This is a genomic window from Clostridium sp. (assembly GCF_021372645.1).
Classification (GTDB): domain Bacteria; phylum Bacillota; class Clostridia; order Clostridiales; family Clostridiaceae; genus Clostridium.
Window position 1 is genome coordinate 26501 of the sequence record NZ_JAJFUC010000100.1, and the last position, 14750, is coordinate 41250.

14 protein-coding genes are annotated in these 14750 nt (G+C 29.3%); 13 read left to right on the forward strand and 1 reads right to left on the reverse strand.

The genetic code is table 11. From position 1 onward, the window contains the following. Nucleotides 1-103: 103 nt before the first annotated feature. Nucleotides 104-340 (reverse strand): ISAs1 family transposase, encoded by a 237-nt coding sequence (locus LLF98_RS14725; protein ID WP_366512128.1) that lies wholly within the window; start codon nucleotides 338-340, stop codon nucleotides 104-106. Nucleotides 341-531: 191 nt separating this feature from the next. On the opposite strand from LLF98_RS14725, the gene yajC reads away from it, so the two are divergent. The 13 genes from yajC (at nucleotide 532) to LLF98_RS14790 (ending at nucleotide 14548) form a co-directional block, all read left to right on the forward strand. After that, on the forward strand, nucleotides 532-810 hold the full coding sequence (gene yajC / locus LLF98_RS14730) for a preprotein translocase subunit YajC (RefSeq protein ID WP_291704913.1): 279 nt from the start codon (nucleotides 532-534) through the stop codon (nucleotides 808-810). Between the two features lie 52 nt (nucleotides 811-862). Beyond that, nucleotides 863-1231 (forward strand): TIGR04086 family membrane protein, encoded by a 369-nt coding sequence (locus LLF98_RS14735; RefSeq protein WP_291704915.1) that lies wholly within the window; start codon nucleotides 863-865, stop codon nucleotides 1229-1231. Nucleotides 1232-1596: 365 nt separating this feature from the next. Next, nucleotides 1597-2862 carry a protein translocase subunit SecD gene (secD, locus tag LLF98_RS14740; protein WP_291704917.1) on the forward strand — a complete coding sequence of 422 codons (1266 nt, stop codon included), beginning with the start codon at nucleotides 1597-1599 and terminating at the stop codon, nucleotides 2860-2862. After that, a complete protein-coding gene (secF, locus tag LLF98_RS14745; RefSeq protein WP_291704919.1) occupies nucleotides 2855-3730 on the forward strand; it encodes a protein translocase subunit SecF in 876 nt (291 codons plus the stop codon). The genes secD and secF overlap by 8 nt, the downstream gene beginning before the upstream one ends. Before the next feature lie 129 nt (nucleotides 3731-3859). Next, entirely contained in the window at nucleotides 3860-4711 is an 852-nt protein-coding gene (locus LLF98_RS14750; protein WP_291704921.1) for a DHH family phosphoesterase, read from the forward strand. Nucleotides 4712-4819: 108 nt separating this feature from the next. After that, nucleotides 4820-5338 carry an adenine phosphoribosyltransferase gene (locus LLF98_RS14755; RefSeq protein ID WP_291704924.1) on the forward strand — a complete coding sequence of 173 codons (519 nt, stop codon included), beginning with the start codon at nucleotides 4820-4822 and terminating at the stop codon, nucleotides 5336-5338. Between the two features lie 201 nt (nucleotides 5339-5539). Next, a complete protein-coding gene (locus LLF98_RS14760) occupies nucleotides 5540-7750 on the forward strand; it encodes a bifunctional (p)ppGpp synthetase/guanosine-3',5'-bis(diphosphate) 3'-pyrophosphohydrolase (RefSeq protein WP_291704926.1) in 2211 nt (736 codons plus the stop codon). Nucleotides 7751-7793: 43 nt separating this feature from the next. After that, complete coding sequence (dtd, locus tag LLF98_RS14765; RefSeq protein ID WP_291704929.1) at nucleotides 7794-8243, forward strand: D-aminoacyl-tRNA deacylase; 450 nt, start codon at nucleotides 7794-7796, stop codon at nucleotides 8241-8243. Nucleotides 8244-8256: 13 nt separating this feature from the next. Next, nucleotides 8257-8853: an MBL fold metallo-hydrolase gene (locus LLF98_RS14770; protein ID WP_291704932.1), complete on the forward strand. Its 597-nt coding sequence runs from the start codon at nucleotides 8257-8259 to the stop codon at nucleotides 8851-8853. Nucleotides 8854-8927: 74 nt separating this feature from the next. After that, nucleotides 8928-10355 carry a coproporphyrinogen III oxidase gene (locus tag LLF98_RS14775; RefSeq protein ID WP_291704934.1) on the forward strand — a complete coding sequence of 476 codons (1428 nt, stop codon included), beginning with the start codon at nucleotides 8928-8930 and terminating at the stop codon, nucleotides 10353-10355. Between the two features lie 174 nt (nucleotides 10356-10529). Next, nucleotides 10530-11783: a histidine--tRNA ligase gene (gene hisS, locus LLF98_RS14780; protein WP_291704936.1), complete on the forward strand. Its 1254-nt coding sequence runs from the start codon at nucleotides 10530-10532 to the stop codon at nucleotides 11781-11783. Between the two features lie 176 nt (nucleotides 11784-11959). Continuing rightward, nucleotides 11960-13759, forward strand: a complete 1800-nt coding sequence (gene aspS / locus LLF98_RS14785; protein ID WP_291704938.1) for an aspartate--tRNA ligase — start codon at nucleotides 11960-11962, stop codon at nucleotides 13757-13759. A gap of 96 nt (nucleotides 13760-13855) precedes the next feature. Beyond that, a complete protein-coding gene (locus tag LLF98_RS14790) occupies nucleotides 13856-14548 on the forward strand; it encodes a DUF554 domain-containing protein (RefSeq protein WP_291704940.1) in 693 nt (230 codons plus the stop codon). Nucleotides 14549-14750: the final 202 nt, after the last annotated feature.

Genomic DNA, 14750 nt, shown 5'->3' on the forward strand with positions numbered 1-14750 from the left:
ACGGTAATCGCATCCTTATTATACATTTAAATAAATTATAGTAAGGATGTTTAATTTAATACATTACATTCAATCATTGTGTTTGCAATCTCATTCTGCGTATTCATTCTAGAAATGCATTATGAAAGGCTTGAGGATCTATATTAGCAAATACGCGTTCAAATGTATCATGTGATGGTATCCCATTCGGTAATTCTAAAAAAGTTGATAACCACTCCTTTTTAGCTTCACCAAAATCTTCTATATCTGTCCAACTATCAGCACAACCTATAGTCCCCAATATGACTATTACTAGTATGTCAATTAACTTGTGATCTACAACATTTCCAACTCTATAGATTTGACTTTATGTTTTCTATGAATTTATAATATACCATTGAAATCCTTGTGTAAAGCCATTTTGCTAAAATTTTCGTATGCAATTACCGTGAAATAAAGCCAGATCTATATTGACATTAAACTTAAAGAAATGTAAACTACTTATCATGGAAAAAAGAAATATTTTAAAAATAAAGATTTTGGAGGAAAAAAATGAATAACATGATAGCATTACTTATAAATGTAGTACCTTTTATACTTGTTTTTGTAATTTTTTATTTTTTACTTATATTACCTGAAAAGAAAAGAAAAAAGAAATATCAAGGTATGCTTGAGGAATTGAAGATAAATGATGAAGTTGTAACAAGAGGTGGAATCATAGGAAAGATTACACACATAGATGAAAAAAGCATTACACTTGAAACAAGTACTGCTAAAACTAGAATTAAGTTAGATAAGAGTGGAATATCTTATAAAGTAAAGGTGGATTAATCATAATGCCCCTTAATACATCATAAAATGAAGTATTGGGGGTGTTATTTTAATGGAAAATAGTAAATTCTTTAAATCAGTATTAAAAGGTACTACAGGATCTTTAATTTTTAGCTTTATAGGAATTGCAGTTTTATCTTTATTGATGACTAAATTAGTATTTAGTAAAGGTATTTTTAACATGATATATGTAATAATATCTTTATGTAGCTTGAGTCTAGGTGCAATCATAGGAGCAAAGAAAAATGAATCAAAAGGATGGCTTGTAGGATTTGGAGTAGCGATAGGATATTACTTAGTGTTATTTGCATTATCTAGTAGTTTTAGTAGTGAAATAACTTTTGAAATTTTTGATTTAGCTAAACTAGCTATAGCGTTAGCAGTCGGTACTCTTGCTGGAATGTTAGGAATAAATTTATAAGATACTTTACTTCAAATTAACTTTGTCAGGATTAAAATAAGTTGTACGTGTTTAAGGTAAGATAATGTTTAGTTGAAATTTAAATGGATTTTTAGTTATATCCATGCATAATAAAAAACTTTATTAAGAAATTATAGTGTGTTATAATGAACAATGTGCCAGCATACCAGCATATAAGTATAATAATATTTAAAATTAAGAATAAATAAACACTTTAAAATAGAGGTTTATTTTCTTAATTTTAAGTATTTTAGTATTTTACATAACAATAAAAAAATTGAACAAATTATCATTCGAAATTTTCTTATGGGGAATATACAAAATATTAATTAAGGAAAAGACATAATGTACAGAGGAGGATTAAGATGAAAAAGAAAAGCAAAAATTCAGCATTATTTATATTAATTATTGCTGTAATTGGATTGTTAGCTTTTGCAGGATTTAAAGGATTTGTCCTAGGAGGATATGAATTTAAATCTTTTGATAAAGTAATAACTAGGGGGCTTGATTTACAAGGTGGAGTTTCTGTTCTTATGGAAATTCAAAAAGATACAGTAACACCAGAAGAATTACAAAGTGCTAAGGAACATTTATCTTTAAGAGTAAACAAGCTTGGTGTTGCTGAAACAGTTGTTACAACAGAAGGCAACAAGAGAATTAGAGTAGATGTACCAGGATTAACTAATTCTAAAGAAATAGTAGATAGCTTAGGTAAATCTGGAAACTTGAGTTTTAAAGGACCAGATGGAACAGAAATTTTAACAGGTTCAGATGTTAAAAAAGCAACAGCTCAAATTAACCAAGAAAAAGGTGGATATGAAATTGGGCTAGAATTTAATGACGAAGGACAAAAGAAGTTTGCAGAAGCTACAGGAAAGTATATAGGACAAAAAATTTCTATTTATCTTGATGACGAAATGATACAAGAAGCTACTGTACAAACACAAATAAATGATGGTAGAGCATCAATTACTGGAAATAACACATTAGAACAATGTAAAGCTACTGCTGGACTAATCAATGCAGGAGCTCTTCCAATTCCGGTAAAAGCAGTTTCAGTTAGTAATGTTGGAGCTGAATTAGGTACTACAGCATTTCCGAATTCTGTTAAAGCAGGAATGATAGGAGTAGCATTAATATTCTTATTTATGTTGTTTCACTATAGAGTTCCAGGTTTAATGGCAAATATAGCTTTAACATTATATATAACACTTACACTTTTGGTGTTTATAGAAGTAGGAGTAACATTAACCCTTCCAGGTATAGCAGCCTTTTTACTTACCATTGGTGTGGCTGTTGATGCCAATATATTAATTTTTGAAAGAACTAAAGAAGAGTTAAAGAAAGGATTTACTATTAAAGCAGCAGTTAAAAAAGGAGCAGAAAATGCTTTATCTTCAATAGTAGATTCAAATGTAACAACTTTACTTGCAGCATTGATTTTATATTTTATAGGGTCAGGAACTGTTAAGGGATTTGCAATCACACTTATGATAGGTATAGTTATAAGCTTATTTACAGGCCTAGTAGTAACTAAATTACTTGTTAATTTAGCAGTTGACTGTGGAGTGTTAAATAAATTGTCATACTTTGGAATTAACATGAAAAAGGGGGATAAAAAACATGTTTAAGATAATGGAAAAAACAAAGATATGGTTTTCAATTTCCCTAATCATTATTTTAATTGGAATTGGATTCTTATGTTTTAGAGGATTAAACTTTGGAATAGATTTCAAAGGTGGTACAGAAGTCGCAATTCAATTAAATGAAAATATTAATAAAGAAGATGTTGACACAATAGTTAAGAATTATGCACCGGATGCTACTACAAATTCATCTGATAATTATCAATATGGAATAAAGTCAGTAGATCTTAATAGTGATAAAGTAGCATCAATTATGACTGATTTAAAAGACAAGTACCAATTGGATAATAAAGCATTAATTTCACAAAATGAAATAGGCGCATCAGTTGGAAAAGAATTGACCAACAATTCAGTTTTAGCATTGCTTGCATCATTTGCAGTAATGCTTATATACATAGCTATAAGATTTGAATTTAAATTTGGATTAGCAGCGTTAGCTGCTACATTACATGATATATTAATAACAGTTTGTGTTTATGCAATATTTTATATTCCTGTAAACACGCCGTTTATTGCAGCTATATTAACTATAGTAGGTTACTCTATGAATGATACAATAGTAATTTTTGATAGAATAAGAGAAAATTCTAAGAAATTGAGAAGATCAAAATCGATTGAAGTAGCTGATATAAGCATAACAGAAACATTAGCAAGATCAATATATACATCTTTAGCGACAGTGGTTACAATAGTTGCTATGAATATATTAGTGCCATCAGTTAGACAATTTACTATTCCTTTAATAATAGGTATTATAAGTGGTGCATATTCTTCAATATGTATAGCATCTCCAATATGGGTATATTTAAAAGATAGAATTGGAAACAAAAAAACAAAATTACAAAGAGCTTAATTACTGGAAAAACAATAGAAAAACCTCCAGCACTAATGGAGGTTTTTTCATTTGTTAATAAAATAATTGTAAAAATGAGTATAATCATTTATAATAAAAGTGTTTTCTAATTTTATGGAGGAATAAGCCATGCGTAAATTCTGGGAAAGTATATATTGTCCGAATTATATTACTGGATATAACCCATTTATACTTAAAGGTATGAACAAAGCAATAGAGAGATTAGTTATGGCTGTGAATAATAGACAAAAAATTGTCGTTTATGGTACATATAATGTGGATGGAATTTGTGCTGTTTCATCGTTGATTCTTGTTTTAAAATATTTAAATGCTGATGTTGAGTATATAATATATGATAGACAAGAAAATGATGCGGAGCTAAACTCAAGAGACATAAAAGATAATGTGGATTTTTTAGGTGCGGAGCTTCTAATAACTTTAGGTGTGGGATTAAAGTCTAAAGAAGAAGTAAATTTATGCAAGAAATTAGGCATAGATTTAATTGTTCTTGAAAATGAGGAAAGTGATTTTGTGAATGATTATATTTACATTAATCCAAATCAAAAGGGTTGTCAATATAGGTATAAAAATTTATCTACAAGTGGATTAGCTTTTAAATTAATGCAAGCTATCGCTATTTATTACAATATGAAAAGTATAAATAAGTATTTAGATTTAATACTTATTGGTATACAGTGGTCGAAGGTATCGACTAAAGGGGAAAATGGAGTCTTAATTAAAGAAGGAAATAAATTCCTGATGAATACTAATAATAATGGGTTGAGATCAATAATAGAATTTGAGAATATAGAAGAATTTGATAATGATGGTATAAATAAAATAATACAATTTATAATCCCGCCCATAGGTGCAGTTGGAATTATGGATAATGCGCGAATTGTTTTAGAGCTTTTAACCACAAATGACAAGGACCGAGCAGATCAAATTATTAAATATTTATATAGTTTAAAAGAGGAATAATTCTTTAAAATATATTTACTATTAAAGCAGCGTTGATTATTTATTTTATTGTTATATGTCTAATCACAAATTTAGGATATATTAAAATAAATGTATGGAGGAATTAAAATGAATTTAAAAGAAAGAATACGAGTAATCGAAAATTTTCCTAAGGAAGGAATTAGTTTTAAAGATATAACAACATTAATATCTGATGGAGAAGCTTTAAAGGAAGCTATTGATCAAATTGTAGAACATCTAAAGGATAAAAAAATTGATGTAATAGTTGGACCAGAGGCAAGAGGATTTATTTTTGGTGTTCCTGCAGCATATGCTTTAGGTATAGGATTTATTCCCGTAAGAAAGCCAGGAAAATTACCTGGAGAAACTATTTCAGTTAATTATGGATTGGAATATGGAGAAGACCAACTTCAAATTCACAAGGATGCTATTAAACCTGGTCAAAGGGTTGCAATTATAGATGATTTATTAGCAACAGGAGGCACTGTAGAAGGTGTTGCTAAGTTAATAGAACAAGCAGGTGGAGAAGTTGCATTACTAAATTTTGTAATAGAATTAACAGAACTTAATGGGAGAGATAAACTAAAAGGTTATGATGTATCATCATTAGTTAAATATAATGTTTAAATAAAAAATATTTTTCATTTTAGGATAATTCTTTTTTAGATGCTGTATGAAAAACTAAATTTATAAAGATAGTATTTCTTTTAAATGCCTTATTGAAAATAATTCTAAAATAATATATAATTATTAGAAAGTCGGGCTGGTTATTAAACCAGCCTTTGAATTTATTTTTTAACGAATTATTGTAGAAGGAGAGCAATCTTTATGGTTGATAAATTATTGAAGATAATCAATAACAATTGTAATAATGTCGATATTGATATGGTGGAAAAAGCATATCATTTTGCTAAAGAAGCTCATAAGGAACAAAAGAGAGAATCAGGTGAACCGTATATCATTCATCCAATAGCAGTAGCTGAAATTTTAGCAGAATTAGGCATGGATACAAATACTATTGTAGCTGGATTACTACATGATATAATAGAAGATACAGATTTTTCTTATGATGAGACAGTTTCACTTTTTAATGCAGAGATAGCAAATCTTGTGGAAGGTGTTACTAAACTTACTAAACTTGGAGAAATGGAATATAAGACTAAAGAAGAGCAGCAAGCAGATAATGTTAGAAAAATGTTACTTGCGATGGCAAAGGATATTAGAGTAATAATAATAAAATTAGCAGATAGATTACATAATATGAGAACCCTTAAATTTATGCCAGCTAAAAAACAAAGAAACAAGGCTAAAGAAACATTAGATATTTATGCTCCTTTAGCTCATAGACTCGGTATGTCTAAAATTAAATGGGAACTTGAAGACTTATGCTTTAGATATTTGCATGAAAAAGAATATTATGAATTAGTAGATAGCATTGCAGAAAAAAGGGTTGAAAGAGAAGCTTACATAAAAGATATAGTAAGTGAGTTAAATGAAAATCTTCAGACATCAGGAATAGAATCAGATATTGATGGAAGGCCGAAGCATTTTTATAGTATTTACAAAAAAATGGTCACCAAGAATAAGAGTATAGAGCAAATATTTGATTTAACAGCTATAAGAGTTCTAGTTAATTCGGTTAAAGATTGCTATGGAGTGCTTGGAATAGTTCATACGATATATAGACCGATTCCGGGAAGATTTAAGGATTATATTGCCATGCCTAAGCCTAATATGTATCAATCACTACATACTACTGTAATTGGACCACAAGGAAAAACCTTTGAGATTCAAATAAGAACTTTTGAGATGCATAAAACAGCAGAATATGGAATTGCAGCTCATTGGAAGTACAAAGAAGGGGATATAGGAAATCCAGAACAAGATAAACAAAAAGATTTAGGAATGAAACTTGTATGGCTTAGAGACATGTTAGAATGGCAAAAAGAAACATCAGATGCAGAAGAATTTATAGAAGGCTTTAAAATAGATTTATTTTCAGATGAAGTTTTTGTATTTACTCCTAAAGGAGCTGTAATAAATTTATGTAGTAATGCTACACCTATAGATTTCGCTTATAGAATACATACAGATGTTGGGAATAAGTGTGTAGGAGCTAAGGTTAATGGTAAAATAGTGCCTCTTGATTATACTCTTAAAACTGGAGAAATCGTTGAGATATTAACTGCTTCTAATGCAAAAGGTCCTAATATGGATTGGTTAAATATTGCAAAAAGTAATCAATCTAAAAGTAAAATAAAGCTTTGGTTTAAAAAGGCTAAAAAAGAAGAAAATATAATAAAAGGTAAAGAGATTTTTGAAAAAGAGCTAAAGAAGCAAGGCGTTAATTATGCTGATATTGCTAAAGGTGAAATTTACGACAAATTAATGAAACGATATAATATTCATTCAATGGAAGATTTACATGCATTGATTGGTATTGGTGGTTTTTCTGCCTCAAAGCTTATTTCAAGGCTTAAAGAAGATAATGGGCTAATAAATAAAGACAAAGAGAGAGAGAACAAAGAAATTTTAAGTAAAGCAATTGAAGAGCAAATTGCAAAATCAGCAAGGCAACCAGAACCTAATAGTTATGGAATAACAGTAAAAGGTGAAAGTAATTTAATGGTTAGATTTGCAAAATGTTGTAATCCGGTTCCGGGAGATGACATTTTAGGATATATAACTAAAGGTAGAGGTGTATCAGTACATAGAAAAGATTGTAGTAATTTACAGAACCTTATAGATACGGATGAAGAGAAGGTTATAGAAGTTAACTGGGGATCATCGCAAGGCACAGCTTATTTTGCAAAAATTCAAGTTCAAGCAGATGATCGAGATGGCTTGCTTGCAGATATAATGAGTGTTATAACAGAGCTTAAATTGCAATTAAGTGCAGTAAATGCAGACTTAGCAAAACAAGGAGTTGCATTAGTTAATGTAAAATTAAAAATTACATCAGTGGATAATCTTAAAGATTTAATGAAAAGAATTAAGAGATTGAAAGGTGTAGTAGATGTATATAGAGTGAATAGTTAAATACATTACATAAATTATTAAAATATAAGAAAGGTGGGATAACATGAGAGCAGTAGTGCAAAGAGTGACCTCATCTAGTGTTTCAGTTAATGAAAATATAATTGGGAAAATAGGAATAGGATTTAATGTGCTAATAGGAATATCTAAAGACGATACTTTAGAGGATTTAAAGTATATAAAAGATAAGATTATTAATTTGAGGGTATTTCACGACGAAAATGATAAAATGAATTTATCCCTATTAGATATTAAAGGTGAAATACTCGTTATATCCCAATTTACTTTATATGGAGATTGTAGAAAAGGCAGAAGACCAAACTTTATGGAAGCTCAAGGTGGAATTTATGCAAATAAGCTTTATGAAGAATTCTTAGAGATTCTTAAAACATCTAATTTGAAAGTTAAAAGTGGAGAGTTTGGTGCAGATATGAAAGTTCAAATTAATAATGATGGTCCAGTTACAATACTATTAGATAGTAAAAAAACTTTTTAAGGAGGAATTAACTTTGATTATAAAAACTATTATAGCAGGAATGTATGAAGAAAATTGTTATTTACTAATGGATGAAGATACTAAAGAACTTGCAATTATAGATCCAGGTGGAAACGCAAATATATTGGCAGAAGAAATTAGACTTTTAGATGCAAAACCTAAATTTATTCTTCTAACACATGGACATATGGATCATGTAGGTGGAGTTATTGAATTGGTTAATAAATTAAATATTCCATTTTATATAAATGAAATAGAAGAAAAATATATGGAAAATGATAAATATGTATTTGGATCATTGCCTAAGGCATCAGGATATTTAAAAGAAGGAGATACTTTAAATTTAGGTGGTAATGTAATAAAAGTTATTGAAACACCAGGACATACTGCAGGGGGGATTTGTTTTTTAATAGCCGATAAACTTTTTACAGGAGATACCCTTTTCCAAGGATCTGTTGGAAGAAGCGATTTCCCAGGTGGAGATGGCATTCAGCTTATTAAGAATATAAAAGAAAAATTACTTCCACTAGGAGATAATATTGAAGTTTATGCAGGGCATGGAGGATCATCTACTATTGGTTATGAGAAAAGAATGAATCCATTCTTTTAATAAGGCACTTGAATAAATATAATTTATTTTAGAATTACAAGTAGAGCATAGAGTACATTGATTAAGGAGAAATAATGGACGTTAAAGTTAATTTGAATGATTTAAAGTTTAGATATGAGGTATATCAATTACTTAATGTGTATTTTCCAATGAAAGAAATTAAATTTTTAGAAAAAGAAGAAGCTGATTATACTTTTTATATTGATAAGGAAGTTTTAAGATTTGAATATAAAGATTATTGCAAAGAAGAATCTCTAGGAGAAGATATTAAAAATTCTCTTAGAAGGTTTCTTTTTCTATGCTTAAAGGATATAACTAATGATATATATCCTTGGGGAATTTTAATTGGAATTAGGCCTTCTAAAATAGCATTAAAATTGATTAAAGAAGGAAATACTGAAGAAGAAGTTATAGAAATATTTAAAGAGAGATATTTAGCACATGAAGATAAAGCAAGATTATGTATTGATGTGGCAAAAGCTGAAGAAAGAATAGTAAATAAAGATAAAAACAATATTGCTATTTATATTGGAATGGCATTTTGTCCAACTAAATGCCTTTATTGTTCGTTTACTTCTAATTCTATAAGTGTTTATAAAAAAATGGTGATGCCATATTTAGAAGCATTAATAAAGGAAATACGAAGTATAAGTGAGTATGTTAAGGAAAAAAATCTTAACATTGAATCCATATATTTTGGTGGAGGTACTCCAACATCAGTTAATGATAAAGAATTTATGATGGTGATGAATGAAATCTATAATAATTTTATTAAAAACAATAATGTTAAGGAATTCACAGTTGAGTGTGGAAGACCAGATACATTAACTAAAAATAAATTGCAAACTATGAAAGATTGTAGTGTAGATAGAATAAGTATTAATCCCCAAACTATGAATGATAAAACTTTAAAATTGATAGGAAGAACTCATTCGTCAGAGGATATTAAAGAAAAGTTTAAAATGGCAAGAGAACTTGGTTTTGATGATATTAATATGGACATAATAATAGGGCTTCCAGGTGAAAATCATGAAGATATGATAAACACTAAAAATGAATTGATAAAATTAAAACCAGATAGCATTACAGTACATGGGTTAGCATTAAAAAGAGGATCTAGGATGTATGAAGAGTTTATTCTTAAAAAGGGAATAAAAATGACATCTCAAGAAGAAATTATAAAAATGTACGAAGAAAGCAAGAATTTAGCAGAAAACTTAGATCTTTTACCATATTATATGTATAGGCAAAAGAATATGGTTGGAAATTTAGAGAATTTAGGGTATGCTAAAGAAGGTAAAGAATGTATTTATAACATTCAAATGATTGAAGAAAGACAAACAACAATTGCATTAGGAGCAGCTGCTGTAAGCAAAGTGATATTTTTAGAAGAAGATAGACTTGAGAGATTTCCTAATTTAAAGGATCTTCACGAGTATGTATCAAGAATTGATGAAATGATTGAAAGAAAAAAGAAGTTGCTAGATACGTTATATTCGTAATTGGTGACTGTAGATATTAAGTTATTAGATTAATGAACAATTGATACCCTTTAAGATATCCAGTGAGCATTTTACATTTGGCAAGTAGAACTCTTTTTCTTTGAGTTTCGTCCTTAATTGTTAAATGATAATTGTTCATTGGAGATGACTTTAGGATAAAAAGGAGGAATTAAAATGGCAATGGAAATGCAAGCACCAAAAGGCACAAAAGATATGTTACCTCAAGATGCTTACAAGTGGCAATATATAGAAAGCGTATTTAGAGACGTTGCTAAAACTTATGGAATTAGAGAAATTAGGACTCCAATATTTGAACATACAGAATTGTTTTTAAGAGGGGTTGGAGATACAACAGATATAGTTCAAAAAGAGATGTATACTTTCAATGACAAAGGTGATAGAAGTGTAACTTTAAAACCAGAAGGAACAGCATCTGTAGTTAGAGCTTTTGTAGAAGGTAGATTATTTAATGAAGCACAACCTACAAAGTTATATTACATAACACCAGCTTTCAGATATGAAAATGTTCAAAAGGGAAGACTTAGACAATTCCATCAATGTGGATTAGAAGTTTTCGGATCTAAAGAACCTTCAATGGATGCAGAAGTTATAGCTGTAGCTATGGATACATTGAAAAAATTAGGCTTAAAAAGCTTAAGCTTAAACATAAATAATTTAGGTTGTCCAAACTGTAGACCTAAGTATAATGAAGCTTTAAAGAAATTCTTAGAAGAAAATTATGATGGTCTTTGTGATACTTGCAAGACTAGATTTGAAAAGAATCCCATGAGAATTTTAGATTGCAAGGAAAAGAAGTGTAAAGAAATTACAAAGAACGCACCAATAATTTTAGATTTTATGTGTGAAGAATGTGATACTCATTTTACTAAAGTTAAAGAATATTTAGATATATTAGGGTTACCTTATAAAATAGATCCAGGTATAGTTAGAGGCTTGGATTATTATACAAAGACTATATTTGAAATATTAACTCCAGATTTCACAGTATGTGGTGGGGGAAGATATGATAAGCTTATAGAAGAGCTTGGTGGACCAGATATGCCAGCTGTTGGCTTTGGTATGGGAATTGAAAGATTAATTATGACTTTAGAAAAAGAAAATATTGAAATACCAAATGAAAATTTATTTGATTTATATATTGGCGCTAGAGGGGAAGAAGAAAGAAAATATGCTTTCAAATTAGCTAATAGCTTAAGAACTTTAGGCGTTAAATGTGAAATAAATCATATGGGTAGAAGTGTAAAAGCTGAAATGAAATTTGCCAATAAAATAGGTGCAGCATTTACTACTATCTTAGGAGAAGATGAGTTAACAAATAAAAAAGTTAATTTAAAAAGAATGAGTGATGGCGAAGTCTTTGAGGTTTCATTGGATGATTTAGAAAACATCGTAAAGATAGTTAAATAATATATTTTTATGGGTAATATCTAGATATATTAGCAGTGCATATTGCACAATGTACAATTAAGGAATAAATCCTTTAAGGATTTTAAAATATATTTTTTGTAAATGCCGTAGGCGTTTCATCCTAAATTGTGAACTGTGAATTGTGAATTGGAAAAAGTGTTAGGAGGAAATTAGTAATGGGTGAGTCTTTAAATGGATTAAAGCGTACAATGATGTGTGGTGAACCTAGAGAAGAACATGTAGGTAAAAAAATTACTTTAATGGGGTGGGTTCAAAGAAATAGAAAGCTTGGAGGACTTGAATTTATTGATTTAAGAGATAAAACAGGTATAATGCAAGTAGTTTTCGGTGAAGAAATTAATGGAGAAGCTTTTGAAAAAGCAAAATCAGTAAGACCTGAATACTGCATAGCAGTAATAGGAGAAGTTGTTAAAAGAGAAAGCATTAATGAAAACATGCCAACTGGTTTTGTTGAATTAAAGTGCGAAGATATAAAGATTCTTTCGGAGTCAGAAACTCCACCAATATATATTAAAGAAGATTTAGATGCAGCAGAAAACATTAGATTAAAGTATAGATATTTAGATTTAAGAAGACCAGATATGCAAAAAATATTCATTACTAGAAGTAAAACAACAAAAGCTATTCGTGATTATTTAGAAGCTAATAACTTCTTAGATGTTGAAACACCAATATTAAATAAGAGTACACCAGAAGGAGCTAGAGATTATTTGGTGCCTTCAAGAAATTATCCAGGTATGTTTTATGCTCTTCCACAATCACCACAATTATTTAAACAATTGTTGATGGTATCTGGATTTGATAAGTACTATCAAATAGCTAAATGCTTTAGAGATGAAGATTTAAGAGCTAATAGGCAACCAGAATTTACTCAAGTGGATATGGAATTAAGCTTTGTAGAGCAAGATGACATAATGGCAGTAAATGAAGGATTAATTGCTCATGTATTTAAAGAAGTTGCTGGAGTAGATATTAAGCTTCCAATTAAGAGAATGACATTTAAAGATGCAATGGATAAATATGGATCAGATAAACCAGATGTAAGATTTGGTATGGAAATAACTGATTTAACTGAAGCTGTTAAAGAAGTAGAGTTACCAATGTTTAAGGATGCCATAGTAAATGGGGGATCTATAAGAGCTCTATGTTTAAAAGGTGGAGCTGATATGGGAAGAAAGCCTTTAGATAAATTAGGTGAATTTGTTAAGACATATAAAGCTAAGGGACTTGCATGGATTCAACTTAAGGAAGATGGTGTCAAATCATCAATAGCTAAATTTTTAACTGATGATGTAACAAGTTCTATAGTAAAAACTATGAATGCTGAAACTGGAGATGCTATCTTGATAGTAGCTGATAAAAATTCGGTAGTATTCCAAAGCTTAGGAGCTTTAAGATTGGAATTAGCTAAACAATTTGATTTAATAAAAGATAAAAATGAATTTAATTTCACTTGGATTACTGAATTTCCATTATTTGAATATAGTGAAGAAGAAGAAAGATTTATGGCTTGTCACCACCCATTTACAGCACCAATGGATGAAGATTTAGATTTCATTGAATCTGATCCAGGAATTGTACGTTCTAAAGCTTATGACTTAGTATTAAATGGAGAAGAATTAGGCGGAGGATCTATAAGAATTCATGATATGGCACTTCAAGAAAGAATGCTTAAAGCACTTGGATTTACACAAGAAGATGCATGGGCAAAATTTGGATTCTTATTACAAGCATTAAAATTTGGACCACCACCACATGGCGGTTTAGCATTTGGATTGGATAGAATGATAATGTTCTTAGCTGGAACAGAAAACATAAGAGACGTTATTGCATTTCCAAAAAATCAAAATGCATATTGCTATTTAAGTGAAGCACCAAATGTAACTGATGAAAAACAATTAACTGAACTTGGAATTGGAATACTTCCGAAGGAAGATAAAAAAGACGCAGAATAAAAATAGCTTTACTATAAGAGTGACTTTCATATGATGATGAAAAATTGTTATATGGGAGTCTTTTTTGTATATGGTAGAGAAAATGGAGGAATATAAATGTTAGGAACAGTAGTTAATTCACTTACTATAATAGGTGGATGTTTAATAGGATTAATTGTAAAAGAAAGATTAACTGATAAGATTAGTTCAACTATAATGAATGGATTAGCATTATGTGTATTATACATAGGAATATCAGGAGCACTCAAAGGAGAAGATACATTGCAAATCATAATTTGTATAGCAATAGGTGCACTAATTGGTGAAATAATTGATATTGATAAAAAATTGAATGATTTAGGGGATATGATAGAAAATAAAATAAATAGCAAGAAAAAAAGCAAAACTAAGGATAAAATTTCTATATCAGAGGGGTTTGTCACATCAAGTTTATTATTTTGTGTTGGAGCAATGGCAGTAGTTGGATCTCTTGAAAGTGGACTTCAAGGAAATCACACAACTCTTTTTGCTAAATCCATATTAGATGGAGTAGCTTCAATAATATTTACATCATCTCTTGGTATAGGAGTAATGTTATCTTCAATTGCAGTATTTGTCTATCAAGGAAGTATAACACTTCTTGCAGGTGGACTATCAACAGTTTTAATAGATACTGTAATTTCTAATATGTCAGCAGTCGGTAGTCTTTTGATTGTAGGTCTTGGATTTAATATGCTTGGGATGAGCAAAATTAAGGTGGCGAATTTATTGCCAGCTATATTTATACCTATTATATTTGGATTATTCTAAATTACCGCTCAATATATCAATTAATATGTTAATAAATAATAGAGAATATAAAAATTGAGAAAAAGGGGCTGTCGCACTAAATAATTAGTGCACAGTTCCTTTTTTGTGAAAAAAAATAAATCTCAAACCCAATAAGTTTGAGATTTATAGTAAAATATCATTATGCTACTAAAAAATATTTTACAAAAAGATTATACAATTA